We start from the raw sequence: 19,271 nt of genomic DNA, 5'->3' as shown, positions 1-19,271 counted from the left end.
CGCGGAACGAAATCCGCGTCCTGATTCCATTTTTACATAGACTTGCATACAATACACTATACGCTGTAACGATTGAGGTGCCAAAATGAAAAAGAAAATCAAACAACTAAGATATGTTCAGTTTGCCAAATATCAGCCATCCCCATATACTAGGCGATTAATTGAAAAAAGTGAAACAGCCATCCAATCATACAAACAGAAACACTCACTGATTTAACAGTTTAAGCAGCTTCTCCTTCGTTTTAGGACCGTATACCCCATCACTTGTCAGACCGTTCACCAGCTGAAAGCGTGCCACGGCATTCGCCGTTTTTTCCCCGAAAACACCATCGATGCCTTTATCTGCAGCCGATTTATCAGGATAAAAATAAACGGCAGCAAGCGCTTTTTGGACAAGGCGAACGTGCTCTCCCTTCGTTAGAGGCGAAGTCACCTTTAAAATCCCATCTGGCAGCTCATACATCATTTTTCCATCATTTCGATAAATTTTGAGAACCTGTCCAATTTGAATCTTGTTCGGGTCGCTAATGTTATTCCACTTCTGAAGATCTTGAACTGTGACGTCATGAGCTTTAGCAATACTCGTTAACGTATCCCCGCTTTTGACGACATACGTGATGACCGTCTCAGGGTCTCCTGCCGTTTCAATTCCTTTTTTAAATTCATCCCATGTAGCAAGAAGCAGGCGCGGACATGCTTTTCCAGACCAGTGCTGATGTGTAACCACATTAGCTAGTGGAATATTATGTTCTTTCAACAGCTTTTGGATGAGCCATTGCGCATGTTTGACCGCTTGCTGGAAATTCCCATCTTCATTTTCACAAATTTCAATGCCGATCGACTTTCGGTTACCATTGCCTTGTCCGTCCCCTGCATGCCAGCCATTTTCATTTAACGGCAGATGCTGAAAGATTTCATGATCATCCACTGTAAAGTGCCAGCTCACCTCTGTCGTTGGGCGTTTCACATATGCCGCATGACTTTTCGCATCCGCTCCTTTTGATGTGTTTGCTGTGTTATGCACCGTCACATACATCGGTGTCATGGCGTATCCTGGGCGGTTTCCGTTTCCAACTGGAATAAAATCTTGATAAATTTCTACCATGTTCTGCACTCCCTTTTGCTAGATTGAATTGATCTTTCTCATCAATTGGTGGCGTTCGTAAGACAACATGAGTTTGTTTTAGTGATAAGACTATGGTAAAATTTGAATTCAATCCACTCATTTTAGTAGTGGAAAACGTAAAAATGAAGAAAAAAACAGGAATAAATTCCATTTTTCCTTGATTTTATGTTAAAATTGTTAAAAATAAGCCGATATTAAAAGTAAGCAATAGCTCAATTAGCTATTTGGTCCTATATGGACTTTTCTTTTACGTCAAAAAAGAACATACGTTTGCTTGGAGGTTTTTAAATGACTGGATTTTTAACCCATTTAGAAGAAGAGATTAAACGGTTATATGCCAAACTACAAATAAGCGGTCCTGCTTATAGAGACATGCAAAGGATCGCTTCTGAATTTCATGTATGGGTCCACTATGAGGATACTGGCAGCATGATGATCAAACATCAAGGTCTTTACAGTATTATATTAAACAGATCTCTATCATCAGAGGAACAATGGCAGGATTTTGCCCACGAGCTTTGTCATGTGCTCAAGCATGCAGGCAATCATTTCAAGATGCACAAACTCTTTCGAGAACTGCAAGAGTTTCAGGCTAAACAATTTATGTATCACTTTTGTGTACCGACCTTTATGCTGATGCAAATGAAGCTTCCAAACCTTCGGCAGCAAGCCATTTTACACATTGCGCAAACATTTCACGTCACCTGGGCTTTTGCTGAAAAGCGGCTTGCCTTATTCGAACAACGGAAAGCCGGCATTCGCTTCCAACAAGAGTTTACATCTTATTTAATGAAAGCCGAAAAGGTCGCGGAAAAAGAAGCTGTTTATCAAACGTAAGCCTCTCTGCATAGGGGAACAGGCGTTTATTCATACAGGTTTAATACTTGCTTGAGTACATTTGTGTACCGATAAAATTGCTCATTTTGCGTTTCGCGGCGATAGCGCCGTCTGAAGTCTTGAAAGAATGCTCTTCTTTGCGCCTGACTGATTTCAAGTTGTACACTTTTTCCCGTCAGACATTGATTATTGATATTGTGAGGATGTGTTCCAGAATAACGATCAGATTCAGATAGCAGCACTGCTTGGAAGCCATTAAGCGTTAAACGTTTCACTGTTTCCGCCGCTCTTTCTCTGTCTGTCCCGCCCACTAATGTTTGAAGCATCTCCGTTTCCCCGTAGCCATGGAGCGCAAACGTGTAATGATGGGTATGCACTAGAGAAAGGCAGACCGGCTCATCGAAACGTGTGCTTGTAATGTGAAGCACATGATTGCCTTTCACTTTAAGGCCTTCAAATAAATACATAGACTGATTACTTGCGATTTCATGAATGAGCTCACTCACGCCAGATTCAATTCCTCCGGCATGAGGGGATAAAACCAAAAGCTGGTCACCTTTCCGCTCGTGAAGAATTTGATAATCGATTCCTTCTCTTTCATGAGCGGAAAGCTCTTCATAACTTTGATATGTATCAATGATTTGCGTCATTCCATCTTCCCCATTTCTCTATATGAGCATAAGTCTACTGATCTTAAATTCTTTTGTAAAGGGATTTCGAATGACCTATCAACATAAAACATCCTTAAATTTTCCTTATCTTTACGGCTATCTGTTGAATTTTGAGAAAAAATGACCGATAATTGAAATGAATAGAACTTTTGGACTATATGAATCTTTTTGCATTCTCTCTCATAAATTAGAAATATTGTGATCTACATCTGGAGGAATTCATGTTAAAAAAGAAAACCACCATCACCCTTGTCATCTTATTCCTTAGCTTCGCTGGCATCATTTACTGGAAATGCTTTTCTCTTCAAGGCGTATCTCACGGAACCTTTATCCGCTCGATGGCATCACCAGACGGAACATATATCATCAACACCTATCGACATAGCGGAGGGAAACTAAAGGAGAACGCAGTTAGAGCAGAAATTGAAAACAAGCTCACCCACCGAAAGAAAACGATTTACTGGAAATACCCTGATAAAGACCCCCTCATCAAATGGAAAAATGGACAGCTTGTTCAAATCGGGCATGAATTTTTAAATGTGGTAAAGGGTGAAACATACGATTACCGCTTTGATTGGAACAAAAGAAAATAGCGTATTAAAAAAACGAATCCCTCTTGGATTCGTTTTTTACGTTGACATCACATGCTGCATAAATTCTTTCATTTCTTTACTTACGATCGTCAGTCGTTCCACAATTTCACTAAACTCTGTAACAAGTAAAGCCTGCTCTGCTGAAGAACCTTTCATATGTCCCATACTCTCAAGTAATGTATGTATATTGGAGGAAATTCCTTGCAAAGAGCTTTCGATATTTTCTGTTGCACGTGAAGTTTCACTTGAAAGCTTTTGAACCTCACTGGCTACAACACTAAAACCAGCCCCTTCTTTTCCTGCCCTGGCTGCTTCGATTGACGCATTTAATCCTAGCAAACTCGTTTGTTTCGAAATACCTTTAATCATTTTTGTAATATCGGATGTTTTTTTCGAGTTTTCAAGTGTTTGCTGCGTTTGTAAGGTCATTTCCTCACTTGTCGCAGAAAGCTCCTCTGAATGCGCCGCCACCACATGCACCTTTTCTTGAATACTATGAATGATGTCATTTAATGACTCCATATATGCTTCAAGCTCTAATTGATTTTTAAGCGGAAAACCTAAAGCGAGTGCGCCGATCACTTGTTGATTTTCATCAAAAATTGGCAGCCCCATTGCATTTAACGGTATTCCGTAAACCGATTCAGGCACAAACATACTTGATGTCTCACCTCTAAGCGCTTTTTTCATATTTAAATCATCTGGTTTAATAAGTTCTCCAGCACGAATTTGAAAATCCACATCTTTCGATGGCAAATACAGCAAGAATTTCTCTCGATCAATGACACCCATCGTCACTTCGTTTTTTAAAATCTGCATCATATAAGGTGCTGCTGTCACAATACTCTGTAGTATATCCAATTTCTCTACCCCCTTATATAGTTTATCGGTCGTTCTTCTTAAATTAATAGTTACTTTTTAAAAATAATAATAATGATTGAAGAAATTCTTCATATTTACGAGTAAAAAGAAGTACGTTTCCTTTCTATATTCAAGCGGAAATTTGCTATAATTAATGAATCAACATATGATGAAATGGTCATGTAACCATTTTGTGTATTCAATGGAGGCGCATGTTTTGACACAACCCATGAAATATGAGCGGGCAATCGTCATTGGCGGAGGTATCACCGGGATGCTCGCTGCAAAAGTTTTATCAACGTTTTATCATCAAGTATTGATTATTGAAAAGGATGAACTGCCGGACTCTCCTGAGAATCGTCTCGGCACTCCTCAAGCCTTTCATCCACATAGAATGCTGCCACTTGGCAAGCAAATCGTTGAACGGCTATTTCCTGGTTATACAAAAGAGTTACTGGCAATGGGCGGATTTAATACCTTGCATCAAACCTCTCGATTTATCACAAAAGATGGCGAATTAACACTCACTGATAGAGAAGAAACCGCCGTCACAAGACGCGCAATCCTAGAGTGGGTATTGATGCAAAGAATGGTAACAGAAGAACGCGTGAAGTTTTTAGAAAAACATGAAGCCATCTCCCTTCAGTTTAAAGAGGGAACTAATCAAGTCATGGGGCTTATCGTGAAGGACCGGCAAGTAAAACCTGGCAGCATTCATGAAATGAAAGCGGACTTAGTAATTGATACGTCTGGAAGAATGTCTAAATTGCCAAAATGGCTGAAAGACAATGGACTCACCTTACCACAGACTGATGAGTTAAGTGTGTTTCTAGGCTACAGCACAAGATACTATCAAATACCATCAGGTGCGCCACCCCTGCAATCAATGGTTGTAGTTGGCCAGCCAGACAAGCAAATCCCAACAGGACTGTTTGAACGGGTAGATCATGATTTAGTAGCTGTGCTTCTTTCTGCAGCCGGCGGTTCACATTATCCAACAACGGATGCTGATCAGTTTGATTCAGAAACCGCTGCTCTGAGCGATCCCGCGATAACAGAAGCCATCACCCATTTAACGCCCTTTACAAAACCAAAAGGATTTAGAGTTCCTTCTTGCGTAAGACATCACTATGAACATATGCAGGATTGGCCAAGTGGATTATTGGTGATGGGCGATGCCTTATGTACGTTAGATCCCATTCATGGGCAGGGTATGACCAAAGCAGCTCTTGAAGCACAAACACTTGACCGTATGCTCAAACAAGCACAAAAAAATGAGCGGCTGTCTTTTGAAAAGGACACATTACAACAAATGCAGCAAGCGAGTGATCTTGGCTGGTGGCTTTGTGCAATTGCTGATATGGCTTGGGACGGTGTCGAGTTAAAAGGAGAAACAACCATCCCCCACTTGACTTTCGTACAAGAATTTTTAAATCGCTACGTAAAATATGCCATTGTCACAAAACAGCCTGAACGTCTTGAAGCGTATCACCGGATGCATTCTTTCTTAACAGAACCGAGAGAAATCATCAACTTAGAACAGCTGCATGACATGATTCAAGCTGACACCTCAGGAGAAACCGCCGAATGGTGGAAGCAATGGGATCAAAAGAACGATGAAGGCAACCGAGCTTTTTTCCATGAAGCGGTTCCTGACTTTCGTCTAGAGCACTTGCTGTCATTTGATTGAACTAAAAAAAGCCCCTTTATTGGGGCTTTTTCATTAACGTAATAATTGAAGTACGTTTTGTGGCTGTTGGTTTGCTTGTGCAAGCATTGCTTGAGACGCTTGAGAAAGAATGTTGTTCTTCGTGAACTCACTCATTTCTTTCGCCATGTCAACATCACGGATACGAGACTCAGCAGCTGTTAAGTTTTCAGCAGAAGCACTAAGGTTGTTGATTGTGTGCTCTAAACGGTTTTGGACTGCACCAAGCTTTGATCGCTGAGCAGATACTTGCTTAATGGCCGTTTCAATAATACCAAGTTGTGCATCAAATCCAGCGGCTTCTTCACCATCTTCACCACTTGCACTAATAAATTTTGTCACATCGATTCTAGCAACAGAACCAGCTCCATCTTCACCTTCAGCAGTCCCATCTGTACCTAAAACTGAAGCACCCATGTTTTCAATGTTAAGTGTAATTTGTTGGGTTGCATTTGCACCGATTTGGAATACAAGGCTTTGTGCCTCACCACCTTCATCAGTACCCTTAGACGAATAAGTCCCGTCTAATAATTTCTTCCCGTTAAACTCTGTACGAGTAGAAATGCTTGTAATCTCATCTTGCAAGTTTGAGATTTCATCTTGAATTGATGCTAAATCCTCTTCCTGTTGTGTACCTGTGTTCCCTGCTTGAACAACAAGCTCACGTATACGTTGAAGTATCGCATGAGATTCAGTCAATGCACCTTCGGCCGTTTGAATAAGAGAGATACCATCTTGAGAGTTTTTAGTAGCCATTTCTAAACCACGGATTTGACTTCTCATTTTTTCAGAGATCGCAAGACCTGCTGCGTCATCCCCTGCACGATTGATGCGAAGACCAGAAGAAAGTTTCTCCATGTTCTTTTGGCTTGAACCGTTGTTAGTAGAAAGACGATTCAATGTGTTAAGTGCTGCGATATTGTGGTTAATTCTCATGTTAAATGACCTCCATGTGTTTGAACCAATTGGACGTCCTTATCCAAAAGTTCTAAATTAGAATTTTTTTGTAAGCCTTACAATCCATTTATCGAACTTTAATGGAAAATGTTTAACATAAAAGGAATAAATAAGGGATAAGTCTTATTCAATATGATCGTTTCGCTAGAGTATGCCAAATTTAAAGGTCATTATTCATGATTTATCAGGGGGATTTAAGAATCATAAGTCAGGAGAAGGAGAAAAAACAAAGAAAAAAAGCATAAAAAAAAGCCCCATAAAGGGGCCTCTCATTAACGTAGTAATTGAAGTACGTTTTGTGGCTGTTGATTGGCTTGTGCAAGCATCGCTTGAGAAGCTTGAGAAAGAATGTTGTTCTTCGTGAACTCACTCATTTCTTTTGCCATGTCAACGTCACGGATACGAGACTCAGCAGCTGTTAAGTTTTCACCAGAAGCACCAAGGTTGTTGATTGTGTGCTCTAGACGGTTTTGAACTGCACCAAGTTTAGAACGTTGTGCAGAAACTTGTTTAATAGCTCCATCAACGATTGCTAACTGATCATCAAAACCACCATCGTCATCAGCTGCAATTGTTTCAAATTTAGATACATCGATATCTTTAACAGACTTACCTGTCTCAACTGCACCATCTGCGTCTGTAACGCCTAAAGCAGAAGCGCTCATATCTTGAATGTTTACCTTAATTTGTTGTGTAGCATTTGCGCCAATTTGGAAAACTAAAGCAGCGCCTTCAGTTGCTGGGATTTCTGGTGTTCCAGCATCTGGATCTGCAGGTGTGCCAGGTGTGCCTACTCCATTAAACGTACCATTTAATAATTTTTTTCCGTTAAACTCAGTACGATTAGAAATACCATCGACCTCTTCAACAAGCGCTGTAATCTCATCTTTAATTGCAGTTAAATCTTCACCTTGCTGTGTACCAGTGTTTCCAGCTTGAACAACTAGTTCACGAACACGTTGAAGGATGGAGTGAGTTTCAGTCAATGCACCTTCAGCTGTTTGGATAAGTGAGATACCGTCTTGTGCGTTTTTAGAAGCCATTTCTAAGCCGCGGATTTGTCCACGCATTTTCTCAGAGATTGCAAGACCTGCTGCGTCATCTCCTGCACGGTTGATTTTAAGACCAGAAGAAAGTTTCTCCATGTTCTTTTGGCTCGCACCGTTGTTTGCAGACAAACGGTTTAATGTGTTAAGTGCTGCGATATTGTGGTTAATTCTCATTTCCTATTACCTCCATGTATGTGGGACCTGACAGACGTCCTTGTCTGAAAAAAGTCCTTTATTCTAGGGCTTATCAACCCTGACAATTCTATTATCGGATGTGATTATAGGATGTTTAGCAGATTTTTAAAAAAATATCGTATTTTTTCATGACGTTGATCCTAATTTTAACAATTTTACAAATATAAGAGCTGCTGATCTATTATCAGCAGCTCTATCGTTTTTGAATATCAGTATTGCTTGATATCAAACATTAAGATATTTTGGTACACAACGTAATCCTTCTTACTTGTGAAAGGACCTTTATTGTGTTCATCATTGATTTCATAGAAGTTCATACCAATTCCAAAGCTTCTTTCTTTGTACCAGTTAAGAAAATCGTTGATTTCTTTCATTGAGAGCAGATAATCCTTTTGCAGTCCATTGATCATGGTTATAGAAAGTATACCTTTCGCAGTTTCTTCTCCAGGTTTTGTTCCATCCTGATCTTTTGGTTCTTCCGTGGACCCATCACCAGGTTTTGTTCCATCTTGATCTTTCGGTTCTTTCGTGGATCCATCACCAGGTTTTGTTCCGTCTTGATCTTTCGGTTCTTCCGTGGACCCATCACCAGGTTTTGTTCCGTCTTGATCTTTCGGTTCTTCCGTGGATCCATCACCAGGTTTTGTTCCGTCCTGATCTTTTGGTTCTTCTGTTGCATCTTCATCTGGCTTTGCTTCATCTTCAGTTATTTGCAAGTCACTTAATGGAATAGAAATCACTGATTTGTAATCACTTTTTGCAGAAAAATTCCCCATATAATATGAGTAGTCACGTCCGCCAATGACATACAATTGATCCTCAACAATTGCTGCGACAGCTGATACTCTACCTTCTGGTAAATCATACGCTGAATTTTTAAATTGACCATCTTACGGATTGAAAATTTGAACTTTATTCAGCAGTTCACTTGAACGATCACCAGTCCGCTGTCCACCAATAACAAAGAATTTCCCATTATATGTTTCGTAGGCTGGTTCAAATACAAATGAAGTTAAGTCACTATCTTTTAATATACTCCATTTATCTGTTGAAATATCATACTGGAACAAAGATCTTTCTCTACTATGCCCAATCGAATTTTCTCCACCTGCAACATATATTTTGCCGTCAATTGCAGAAATGGCTCTCCCATTTCGAGGTGGTAAAGCCGATGAGTCCAAACTCTTCCATTCACCAGTGGCAGTGTTGAATTGATAGACATTATTTTTATAAGAGTTTTTTGAAGAGACAATATATATATTCTCTTTCACTGCAACTGCGTACAAAGTTCCCTTGCTATAAGTTGAAAAAACAGGATCTCTTGGAATTTGAATCGGTTCTTCAGCCCACTGATCAAGTTCTGCATCATAAATATCAATCGTATTATAGGCTACTTTAGTATCTTCGTTAATCCCGCCTATTAAATAGATTTTTTTACCTACAGTAGCATATGTTCCACCTGTTCTATATCTTGGCATACTTGCTTTCTCTTCCCAAACATCTTTCTTAGGGTCATACATAAAAGTTTGGTTGTTTAATTTACTTTTTTCACTTGCTCCACCAAACACATAAATCTTTCCATCAACAACTCCCACACTAGCATTAATACGTTCTTCTGGTAAATCAGCTCGTTTCGTCCATCCAGTTGAATTTTCAGCTGCATTCGCTTTGAATGGATTAATGGTACTTATTAAAAGAAGTACCAAGATAAATAGTAAAAATCTTTTTTTCATTTTTTCTTCCTCCAGTTCATGACATTCCCTCCTTTTATCGTCCTTATTTTTACTTTTTTTGTCATTAAAGGTTATTATTAATCAATTTTTATGATGAAATTCTCACACATACATCACCGGCGTCGATATTTTAATAATCTTCCCGCCCCGACGATAAAACCTAGGAACGCGGCGGCTTAAAGTGGCAACAACTTCGTAGTTGATCGTATTGAGCATTTCAGCAATTTCATCGACAGAAATTTCTCCGCCCTTTTGACGACCGTAAATAACGACTTCCTCGCCTTGTTTTGCTTTCATTTCTCCTAAACTGATCATGGTCATATCCATTGTGACTCGGCCAGCAATCGGCATTCGTTTTCCGCGGAAAAGCATAAATCCTCTATTGGATAAAGCACGTGAATACCCATCTGCATAACCGATTGGTATGGTTGCTATAACTTCATCAGGTTTTGCTACATAGGTTGCCCCATAGCTGACGGTCCTTGGCTTTGTCACCATTTCCTTCACGAACGCAATCCTTGCTTTTAAACTGAGAGCGGGCTCTAGCTTAACAGCGTCTAAACTCTCAATGTATTGCGAGGGGTACAGTCCATATAGACCGATGCCGAGCCGAATCATATCTGCACTAAATTCAGGAAACGCGATGGCAGCTGCTGTATTGTTCATATGTACCGTGGGCAATGTAATGCCTTGTTTTTTTAAGAAACGAAGAAAATCAATAAAAATGCTGTGCTGAAGCAGTGTGAAATCAGGGTCAGGCTCATCCGCAGTGGAAAAATGCGTAAATATTCCATCCCATCTCAGGTTTTCACTCTCTTCAAGCGCCCCCACCACCTCTAACAGCTCTTCCTTTGTCCGTACACCTAATCGTCCCATCCCAGTATCGACATTGACATGAATCCCAAGCCGGGGCAGACTTTCTTCTTCTGCTAAAATCTCATTTGCTTGAACAATCCAGTCTTCACGAAGGCCGGAGAGGTCAATTCTCCAGGTTGCAGCTCTTTTCACACAGTCGAGCGGGGTAAATCCAAGGACGAGAATCGGTGCTTCAATTTTTGCTCTCCGCAATACAATGCCTTCTTCCAAGCTGGCAACTGCAAGCTCTGTCGCACCGCTTTCTAATGCCTGCCGCGCAACCTCCACGGAACCGTGCCCATATGCATTCGCTTTCACGACAGCCATGATCTTACTTTTCTTTGGAATATGCGCTTGAATGGCTTCGATATTTCTTTTAATCGCGTCAAGATTGACCTCGATCCAGACTTCCCTGCAAAGCTTTTGCATGTATGTTTCCTCCTCATCACATGAGTCATTTCGATATCAATGTTCGTTTTCGTGTCTAGTCTATCTTTATTCATTTTTGAGAAAAACATTCAACCGCAATGACTGGACCAGCTTTGACTTGATTGACATAAAAAAAGAAACCACCTCAAACTGTGATTTCTTCTTTATGAACAGTCATTTCATTAATCCTCAGATTTCATCATTGAATCAATTTCATGATAAATCTCCTCCAGATTTTCTCGTTCAATCAAATATTCTGCGGTGCTCTTACGAACAGGCACATCAAATTTTAGAAAGGTGAGCGTGATCGTTGATGATTCCTGATCATTCATAGTTAATCTCAATTCAAGTGTCGAGATCTCTTCATTATTATCACTCTCAACAGATTGTTCAATCGGCACACCATCTTCTAACATGTCAACTTGTTTCAACTCTTTCATGGAAAGCTCAGTAACATCAAACCTGAATTTTCGAGATGAGCCGCCAGGTTGATGTGTAATAAAGCGCATGACCTTTCGCACATCATCAATCGCAAAACCTTTATCCACATTTTGTGAAAAGATGTATGTTGAAGCCTGAAATCCGTCTTCTTGAAAAAGCATCATCATTTTATCTAATAATATGTTTGGACCATTCTTTTCTTTTTGTCTTTGTAATCTACCAGCTATGAATAAAATGACCATTCCCCCGATGATGCTGAGAGCCGTCCCCAACCCATTCCCTACATCTACGAAAACAGTAAAGCCTAAAATAGCAACAATATAAGCGATTACAATACCTATGATGAATACCACACCGAGCTCCTCCTGTCATGAATCTTCATTGTTATATTGGTTTAGCCATAGTATAGCATCTGGATTTTGATTGAAAAAAAATCTACTATAGACTAAACAGATACTACATTCATTTCACTTTTTGAATAGAAAGGATTATTATGATGAACCTCTACACGACAGACGAAATCATTGATGCTCTTTTTAAAGCATGGTCTTCTCAATCTAGTTCAAAATGGAGTAAAGACAACCCAGCCAATGGACAATGTGGCGTTACTTCTTTAGTCGTCCATGATCTTTTAGGCGGGAAAATAAACAAGACCGCGTTACCCAACGGATGGCACTTTTATAACGTAGTGAATGGAACAAGAATCGACTTTACTTCTTCACAATTCTCTGAGGAAATCGTTTATATGGATGTACTTTCGAATCGAGAAGAAGCATTTCAAGATACGAATGAGGATCAATATCGATATTTAAAAGAAAGAGTCGTAGAATATTTAAACATATCATATTCATGAAAACAGACCATAAGAGGTCTGTTTTCATTGAAGTTTGATAAAGTGTTTAAAAGATAGGTAGTAAGAACTCACACACGCCTTCTTCTTCTCTATATCTCTCCATAATAGGTGCCTGACGCGTGTTCAATTGATTGTGTTGGATCATTTGAGGCAATTGTCTCCAAAACAAACTCACTTTTTCGGTTGTATGTGTCACTGTAAACCCAGCATACTTTCCCCCTTCAAAATGACCAGTCTGAACCATTTGATCATTTGTGAAATCTCTATTTGTCATAAGCATGAGGTCGTATCTGCATTTTTCTGATGGAATTTTTCCAGGATCATCTTGAGGAACACCATATATACCATATTCCTTTAATTCATCATTTAATTGGTGTTGCTTGATCCATTTCTTAAATCTCTTCATCATCTCAAGATTCTCTTTGCTGCCATATGATCCTATATTTCTCATATACACCATTTTCATATTCGTTAACATTTCAATTTTGTAATTCATGATTTCCCTCCAATTTTTATTGGAAGACTGGCCAATCATTCCTTACAACCAACGGTAACATCCTTTAAAATAGAATGCAGTAGGATATTAAAAATAATGTAATGTATGATGGAAAATACATATTTTTCAAGATTTGAATCTTTTAAAAAAAGAACGGACAAAGGCCGCTCTCTTTCTATTACTATTCATTTTTTTGAAGGCTTAGCACATTGAAACTAAAAAAGCCATTTAAAAGGCTTTTTTTAGTTTAAGCAAAATAACCGATACTAGATGTATGTCCTCTTTGGGCTTCATTATGGATATCGTTAGACGAAACATAGCTAAAAGCACCTAACACACTGACAATTATAAATACGGTTGCTACTGACTTAAATTTCATAAAGACAGTCTCCCCTTTTAATTTGGTGTTGGAAATATAGAATCTTCTCGTAAAATTCGTTTGAGCGTTCTATATCTCCTGCTTTATTATAATGCTTCGCTGCATCTTTCGCTAAATCTTCAAGATTTGCAAAAAAAGACTTTGATTCCAAATAAGCCATTGACTCTGTTATACGATTCACATTGTTATCTATATATAGTGATTTCAACATAATGAATGTATTTATAAAAATATCATCCTTTAATTTTTCAGCTAATTCAAATCCATAGTTTAATGCATATAAACCTAAATCACTCTGATCATTTTTAAAGTATGATTTTGTCAACATGACCAGCGGATCAAGAATTTTGTTTAAATGCTCATAACCTTGTTCTTTAAACGAATGAATAGATTCATTAAAATATTTAATTGCCATTGAAAGGTCGTTATGATGAAAATAACTCAACCCTAAATTATAGAGTGCTGATCCTTTTAATCGTTTTGTTGAGTTGTCGGCGGCTTTTTCTAGTGCGTGTTGAAAATGGGGTATTGCTTTTTCGGGGCAGCCCATATCTATGTAGTTTAATCCAATCACAAAAGAACATTGTATTTCTCTTACTGTGTATGTATCTTTTTCTCGATAACATTCTATCGCCTGTGCGATATGGTGCATGGACATGTGGGTTTGTTTCATGTGGTAATAGATTTCAGCCATCTTGTAATTGAACTCGGCCCGTTCAATATCGTCACTGACAAGAGACAGCTTTTTTTCTGCCCGTTTATAGAAGGTAATCGCATTTAGGTATTCATAGTTTTCAAATTCATACATGCCGTAGAAAAAATTGAAGTAATACTCGAGCAATCCTGTTAATTTCTCTTGGTCCCTTTTGATCTTCATTGCGAGTTCCTTGAAGTTAGCCCGCTCTTTCCCATTTTCTAAAGGATTCAAGTAATCAAGCATTAATTTATGTCTGAACTCCATGAGTGAGAAATACAATAATAAATCTTGATTTTCTTCCATATGATCAAGCATTGATTTGATTTCCTCTTTATATGCTTCGGCGTCCGGTACGTTAAATCTTTGAATATGATAATACCATTCATTGATTTTCAAACCGACGTGAGAAGAAAGCACTTTCTCCATCAGCCCTTACCCCTTCCTCTATTTTCCCTATAATGACATATATTATCATTTTATGAACCATTCGACACCGAAAAGAAACCGCAAAAAAGCCCTATAAAGGGCCATGCGAATGATAAGATAAAAAGACTTCTATTCATAAATAAGCACCCAGTATTCTGCCCCAGGTTCTCCTTCTTCTACAACAGCCTTCCAGCCTCTTTTTTGATAAAAAGATAAAGCTTTGTGATTTTCGGAGACACATTTGAGGGTGACCGGTGTTCCCAAAACGTTTATCGCTTGTTTGAGCAGCAGATCTCCAGCCCCTTGGCCCGCAGCTTCTGGATGTACAAACAAGAGGTGAATAAATCGATCGGGTACATATAGAGAAATGAATCCGAGGATTTTATTGTTCTCCTCAGCTAAGAAAATTTGCTCTTCCTGCGTATCTTGATCAAAATCTTGCAGATTGAGTTCTTCTGGATTGAGCCAGTGAAAACTTTGGCGCCGGGATTCTAAATAGATTTGTCTTAATTCTGGATAATCTTCTATGCTTGCTTCTCTAATCAACATCGCAACATCCCCTATGTTTTTTATTTGAATGTTAATTCGCCTCTAGAACGCGTTTTGCCTGTATTATGCCTGCCAGTAACAATTGATCACTGAACTGCGAATCATTGACAGCACGTGCAAGAGCAATTGTACCAATCATGCTGCTTACTAGTGCGTAACTCGTAGAGAGATCTATGTTTCCAGCATCAGCTATAAACTCCATAAATCGTTTCAATTCATCGGTATAAGCATTCCGTACCTCTTGCGATAATTGAGCAATTTCTCCTGCCAGCGCAGGCAGTATACAGCCGACCTCCGTCTGATCACGGTGAACCGAACTTAAATAGAATTCAATGATCGTCTGAATTCGAGGCTGGTCTGCTTTCTTGTCTGCAACACTTTGCAGCAGCTTGATCGTATCAGTGATAGCAAAATGAAAAGTCTCTATCACCAACTGATCCTTGTTCTTAAAGTGAGCATAAAACCCTCCATGAGTTAGGCCTGCTCCTTTCATAATGAATGGCAAACTGATATTACGAACGCCATTTGTTCGAAATGCTCGTGCAGCACTTGCAATGATCTGCTCTCTCACTTTTGACTTATGACCTTTCGGATAAGGCATTCCTCTACCTAACCTCCTTCTTATCAAAATATTATATTCATCATATTATCTTGTGTCAATTGACTGAAATCCATCTTTCCTCACTCAGATGGGATTGACTTCATTAAAATATGATGACTATAATATATTATGATCATCATATTTTAAAGTTGGAGGTGCAAGAAATGATTCATTTAGACACAGTAGATACATTAGTAATTGGATCAGGTCCGGGAGGCTATGTGGCGGCATTACGTTCAGCTCATCTCGGCATGAAGACAGCGATTGTAGAGCGTGATCAGTTAGGTGGAGTATGCACCCATTTAGGCTGTATCCCTTCTAAGGCGCTAATAGCAGAAGCAGAGCGGTTCAAGCTCCGCACACAATGGGGTGGTTTTCAATCAGGCGGCTCTTTCAAGGAAGCTCAAGATTTCAAAAAAGCGGTTGTGGACAAACAAGCGGGAGGCGTACAATTTTTTGTTAAAGTCAGCGGGAGTTACCATACTGGAAGGCGATGCAAGCTTGATCGATCAGCATACAGCGGTCATTCAACATGCAGAAAAAGGTGAAAAGCAAATCAACTTCAAACAACTTATACTAGCAACCGGCTCCCGTCCAATTGAAATTAAATCACTCCCTTTCGGCGGTCGTATATTGTCTTCCACTGAAGCTCTATCCCTTCCCGAGATCCCTAAAAGCCTTGTCGTAGTTGGGGGTGGTTATATTGGGGTTGAATTAGGACAGATGTTTGCTAGGTTTGGAACAAATGTCACCATCTTGGAAGGCGGCAATCATGTATTACCTGGCTTTGAAAGTGAACTTGTCTCGCCTGTCGTTCGTCAATTGAAAGAAGATAAAATCACACTGATTACAGGAGCAAACGTCACAGATGCCGAGCAGCGTATGAGCGGAATTGATCTTCATTATGAGAAACAGAAAAAAAGCTACACGGTGAAAGCGGAATATGCACTGATTACTGTAGGAAGAAAACCGAATACAGATGGAACATTAGGTCTTGATTCTATCGGGTTGTCTATTCCTTCTCACGGACGAATTGAAATTGATGAACAATGCAGAACATCCATCCCGCACATATATGCAATTGGTGATATCACAGAGGGGCCTGCTTTGGCTCATAAAGCTTCCTATGAAGCGAAGGTTGTAGCAGAGGCAATCGCTGGTAAACCTTCAATTATAGATTATAAAGCGATCCCACTTGTTGTTTTTTCCAGCCCAGAATTGGCGAGTGTTGGACTAAGTGAAACGGATTGCAAACAAAAATCCATTCCGACTGTCATTGGGAAAGCAATGTTCTCCATTAATGGCCGAGCGCTTGCATTAAAAGAACCAGAAGGTTTTGTGAAGATTGTAGCCCATGCTGAATCTGGTCTTATTCTAGGGGCACAAATCGTAGGGGCTGAAGCATCTACTCTTATATCAGAACTAGCTCTCTCTATTGAAATTGGCGCTACAGCAGAAGATTTAGCAATGACGATTCATCCTCACCCAACATTAGGTGAAATGATCATGGAAGCTGCAGAAATGGCCACCCGTAAAGTTGAAAAATATCTTGCAAGATAATTCGTTCATGTGCAGCTTCTAAAAAAATAACCGCCATAGCCTATTTATTTAGGAAGGCTATGGCGATTTCAATTTATCTTTAATTGGATCCCACTTCGCGTTTTTTACCAAGGTTCATGGATAACTGAACGCCAATCATCAGCATGACGATGACAAGCATTGCCACAATGGAAGCATAAAAATGTCCGCTTAGATCGAAAACCAAACCAATGAAAAACGGACCGAATCCACCCACGATGTACCCGCCCATCTGCGACATCGCTGACCAGGTTCCGGCTTCCTCTGGAGTATTCGTCTCCATAATCGGGAGCATAAGCGCTAAAGGAAATAATCCACCTGCACCCATACCTAGGAAAATGACGGCTGGCAAGATCGGCATTGGCAGAAGAAGAAAGATAAGGCCAATGAGTTCAGACAGACTGCATAAGATGAGAAATAATTTCGGTTTTCCTAATCGAGTAACGACCGCTGGAACAAGTAGTGCCACCGGAATCTGAATAAGTGTAAATATGGTCAGCAGCATGGCAGCATATTGCGGACTGTTTCCAAAGCTAAGAGCAATCGGTGAAATCCATGCCGTCAAAGAATAAAACATACTGGACATAAAGCCAAAGAACAAGGTGAATTGAATGGCCTTTTTGTTTCTCAACGGCAATTTTAACGGCAAAGTTACATGATCACTCCGCTCATTTTTGCGAACTAAACCGACCCATAGAATAAGTGCAATCACCCCTAGAATCGCCCAGCAGGACAAAGCTAACGTAAGGTGATGCTGACTGCGTAGATAAATCGGAATGGTGAAGCCGGATGCGAGCGCTGCACCTATCGTCATCGAAATTGAATACACACTGACGATACCAGGATTTCTCGGGAAATATTTTTTAATAAAACTGGACAATAAAGGGCCCGCGAAGCTAATCCCTACACCTCCTGCAAACGCAGTCATGAGCAGGATAGCAACCGATTGGCTTGTACCACGTAGTGCGGTGGCAATCGTGATAAGAAGAATTGAGAAAAACAGCGTTCTTTCTAAACCAAAACGCCGGCTGAGTATCGTCGCAACAGGAGCAAATACCCCCATACAAAGGACAGGCAAAGTGGTCAAAAGACTTGCTGTCAGTGCGTTTACACCAAGCTCTGATTGAATCATGCTCATCATGGAAGCCACGGACGTAATGATGGGACGTAAGTTTAATGCCGCTAAAAATAAAGCGGCTAAATAATATATTTTTTTCATCAATACCCTTCTTTCATCTCGTTAAGGTTACTTTGAGTATAAAACTGCTGCATCCATTGATCAATACAATAAATCGTATTATGATGATAGGAAAAGGCTATCATTTATGAAAGGAGGACAAATGGATACCCGGCATATTACCTATTTTATGGCTGTATATCATCATTTGCATTTTACAAAGGCTGCTGAGGAGCTAGGCATTTCACAGCCGACACTTAGCCAGCAAATTCGACTGCTTGAAGCAGAAGTTGGGATGCCGCTCTTTGATCGAATCGGCAAAAAAGTCGTGGCTACCGAAGCTGGTTCGCTGCTTTATCAATATGGCATGAAAATGCTTCAAGCTGAGAGAGATGCAAAAAATGCGATGAAAGAACTATTATCAGAAAAACGAGGAACCGTTCGTCTCGCAGTACTCCCATCCGATCTTGATTTTCAGCTGGTGCCACTTTTTGTAGAATTTAAAACACTTTACCCCGAAACCAATCTGAAGGCATATTCAAATATCTTCGTGCGTGAAGAAGTCCTTTCGCATAAAGTGGATCTCGGCATCGGGCTGCGAGGGCCTGCGGATAAGCGGCTCGTTCAAATTCCACTTGGAAGTGAGCCTTACGAATTATTTGTTCATTCAGAAAGTGATTTAGCTAAGAAGAATGAAGTGACATTAGAAGAGCTGACTCAGCATGCGTTGGTCATGTATCCGAAGGGATATCTAGGAAGGGATTTAGTAGATGACGTATGTAAAGAACAGGGTGTTGAACTAGACACTGCCATGGAGGTTGGATCCGCATTTTCGCTATTGCAGCTGGTTGAAGCCGGGATCGGTGCAACCATTCAGCCAAGAGGATTACTAAAACAACATTCGACGTGGTCCAATATTGTTTCGATTCCTATTGCTGAGCCAGCACCTGTCCGGCACTTGGAATTAATTTATTATGCAGATCGATTTGTCAGCAAAGCACAACAGCAGCTATCTGAATGGCTGATAGACTTTTTCAAATCAAGAACAAACTAAAAAGTG

Annotated in this window: 19 protein-coding genes and 1 pseudogene; 6 read left to right on the top strand and 14 right to left on the bottom strand. The window is 39.9% G+C overall.

What is annotated here, in order from left to right:
- Positions 1-205: 205 nt before the first annotated feature.
- Positions 206-1,105 (bottom strand): N-acetylmuramoyl-L-alanine amidase, encoded by a 900-nt coding sequence (locus tag MHI46_RS06120; RefSeq protein ID WP_342503168.1) that lies wholly within the window; start codon positions 1,103-1,105, stop codon positions 206-208.
- A gap of 309 nt (positions 1,106-1,414) precedes the next feature.
- On the opposite strand from MHI46_RS06120, the gene MHI46_RS06115 reads away from it, so the two are divergent.
- Entirely contained in the window at positions 1,415-1,963 is a 549-nt protein-coding gene (locus tag MHI46_RS06115; protein ID WP_024424963.1) for an ImmA/IrrE family metallo-endopeptidase, read from the top strand.
- A gap of 26 nt (positions 1,964-1,989) precedes the next feature.
- Here MHI46_RS06115 and MHI46_RS06110 read toward each other — a convergent pair whose 3' ends face one another.
- Positions 1,990-2,613: a poly-gamma-glutamate hydrolase family protein gene (locus tag MHI46_RS06110; RefSeq protein ID WP_058838925.1), complete on the bottom strand. Its 624-nt coding sequence runs from the start codon at positions 2,611-2,613 to the stop codon at positions 1,990-1,992.
- A 242-nt stretch (positions 2,614-2,855) separates the two neighbouring features.
- On the opposite strand from MHI46_RS06110, the gene MHI46_RS06105 reads away from it, so the two are divergent.
- The gene (locus MHI46_RS06105) at positions 2,856-3,227 is read left to right on the top strand and encodes a DUF5412 domain-containing protein (RefSeq protein WP_260775865.1); all 372 of its coding nucleotides are present in this window, start codon (positions 2,856-2,858) and stop codon (positions 3,225-3,227) included.
- Positions 3,228-3,263: 36 nt separating this feature from the next.
- Here MHI46_RS06105 and MHI46_RS06100 read toward each other — a convergent pair whose 3' ends face one another.
- Positions 3,264-4,088, bottom strand: coding sequence for a methyl-accepting chemotaxis protein (locus tag MHI46_RS06100; RefSeq protein ID WP_260775864.1), 825 nt, complete (start codon positions 4,086-4,088; stop codon positions 3,264-3,266).
- A gap of 217 nt (positions 4,089-4,305) precedes the next feature.
- Between MHI46_RS06100 and MHI46_RS06095 the strand changes: the two genes are divergently transcribed.
- Entirely contained in the window at positions 4,306-5,778 is a 1,473-nt protein-coding gene (locus tag MHI46_RS06095) for an FAD-dependent monooxygenase (RefSeq protein ID WP_260775863.1), read from the top strand.
- Positions 5,779-5,811: 33 nt separating this feature from the next.
- Here the strand turns inward: MHI46_RS06095 and hag (MHI46_RS06090) are convergent, their stop codons facing one another.
- The 6 genes from hag (MHI46_RS06090) to MHI46_RS06065 all read right to left on the bottom strand — a co-directional run bounded on the left by hag (MHI46_RS06090) (position 5,812) and on the right by MHI46_RS06065 (position 11,808).
- Positions 5,812-6,732, bottom strand: coding sequence for a flagellin Hag (gene hag, locus MHI46_RS06090; protein ID WP_251180679.1), 921 nt, complete (start codon positions 6,730-6,732; stop codon positions 5,812-5,814).
- Between the two features lie 293 nt (positions 6,733-7,025).
- On the bottom strand, positions 7,026-7,976 hold the full coding sequence (gene hag, locus MHI46_RS06085; protein ID WP_251180678.1) for a flagellin Hag: 951 nt from the start codon (positions 7,974-7,976) through the stop codon (positions 7,026-7,028).
- Positions 7,977-8,206: 230 nt separating this feature from the next.
- Complete coding sequence (locus tag MHI46_RS06080) at positions 8,207-8,809, bottom strand: hypothetical protein (RefSeq protein ID WP_251180677.1); 603 nt, start codon at positions 8,807-8,809, stop codon at positions 8,207-8,209.
- 78 nt (positions 8,810-8,887) lie between these two features.
- Entirely contained in the window at positions 8,888-9,730 is an 843-nt protein-coding gene (locus MHI46_RS06075) for a DUF1668 domain-containing protein (RefSeq protein WP_251180676.1), read from the bottom strand.
- Positions 9,731-9,832: 102 nt separating this feature from the next.
- The gene (gene alr, locus MHI46_RS06070) at positions 9,833-11,014 is read right to left on the bottom strand and encodes an alanine racemase (RefSeq protein ID WP_260775862.1); all 1,182 of its coding nucleotides are present in this window, start codon (positions 11,012-11,014) and stop codon (positions 9,833-9,835) included.
- 182 nt (positions 11,015-11,196) lie between these two features.
- Positions 11,197-11,808: a hypothetical protein gene (locus MHI46_RS06065; RefSeq protein WP_039177914.1), complete on the bottom strand. Its 612-nt coding sequence runs from the start codon at positions 11,806-11,808 to the stop codon at positions 11,197-11,199.
- Positions 11,809-11,951: 143 nt separating this feature from the next.
- Between MHI46_RS06065 and MHI46_RS06060 the strand changes: the two genes are divergently transcribed.
- Complete coding sequence (locus MHI46_RS06060; protein WP_260776083.1) at positions 11,952-12,308, top strand: hypothetical protein; 357 nt, start codon at positions 11,952-11,954, stop codon at positions 12,306-12,308.
- Between the two features lie 46 nt (positions 12,309-12,354).
- On the opposite strand, the gene MHI46_RS06055 is transcribed toward MHI46_RS06060, so the two are convergent.
- The 4 genes from MHI46_RS06055 to MHI46_RS06040 all read right to left on the bottom strand — a co-directional run bounded on the left by MHI46_RS06055 (position 12,355) and on the right by MHI46_RS06040 (position 15,456).
- Positions 12,355-12,804: a GyrI-like domain-containing protein gene (locus MHI46_RS06055; protein ID WP_260775861.1), complete on the bottom strand. Its 450-nt coding sequence runs from the start codon at positions 12,802-12,804 to the stop codon at positions 12,355-12,357.
- 368 nt (positions 12,805-13,172) lie between these two features.
- On the bottom strand, positions 13,173-14,306 hold the full coding sequence (locus MHI46_RS06050) for a Rap family tetratricopeptide repeat protein (RefSeq protein WP_099663169.1): 1,134 nt from the start codon (positions 14,304-14,306) through the stop codon (positions 13,173-13,175).
- A 129-nt stretch (positions 14,307-14,435) separates the two neighbouring features.
- A complete protein-coding gene (locus MHI46_RS06045) occupies positions 14,436-14,855 on the bottom strand; it encodes a GNAT family N-acetyltransferase (RefSeq protein WP_144491138.1) in 420 nt (139 codons plus the stop codon).
- Between the two features lie 31 nt (positions 14,856-14,886).
- Positions 14,887-15,456 (bottom strand): TetR/AcrR family transcriptional regulator, encoded by a 570-nt coding sequence (locus tag MHI46_RS06040; RefSeq protein ID WP_047202756.1) that lies wholly within the window; start codon positions 15,454-15,456, stop codon positions 14,887-14,889.
- Between the two features lie 164 nt (positions 15,457-15,620).
- Between MHI46_RS06040 and lpdA the strand changes: the two are divergent.
- Positions 15,621-17,016 (top strand): annotated as a pseudogene (gene lpdA, locus MHI46_RS06035) (dihydrolipoyl dehydrogenase).
- Positions 17,017-17,095: 79 nt separating this feature from the next.
- Here the strand turns inward: lpdA and MHI46_RS06030 are convergent.
- Positions 17,096-18,253 (bottom strand): MFS transporter, encoded by a 1,158-nt coding sequence (locus tag MHI46_RS06030; protein WP_260775860.1) that lies wholly within the window; start codon positions 18,251-18,253, stop codon positions 17,096-17,098.
- A 106-nt stretch (positions 18,254-18,359) separates the two neighbouring features.
- Between MHI46_RS06030 and MHI46_RS06025 the strand changes: the two genes are divergently transcribed.
- Positions 18,360-19,265, top strand: a complete 906-nt coding sequence (locus MHI46_RS06025; RefSeq protein WP_151284208.1) for a LysR family transcriptional regulator — start codon at positions 18,360-18,362, stop codon at positions 19,263-19,265.
- Positions 19,266-19,271: the final 6 nt, after the last annotated feature.

Origin of the sequence: Bacillus sp. FSL K6-1000, assembly GCF_038630785.1 — a bacterium.
Lineage (GTDB): Bacteria > Bacillota > Bacilli > Bacillales > Bacillaceae > Bacillus > Bacillus safensis.
This window is presented reverse-complemented; position numbering and strand designations above follow the sequence as displayed.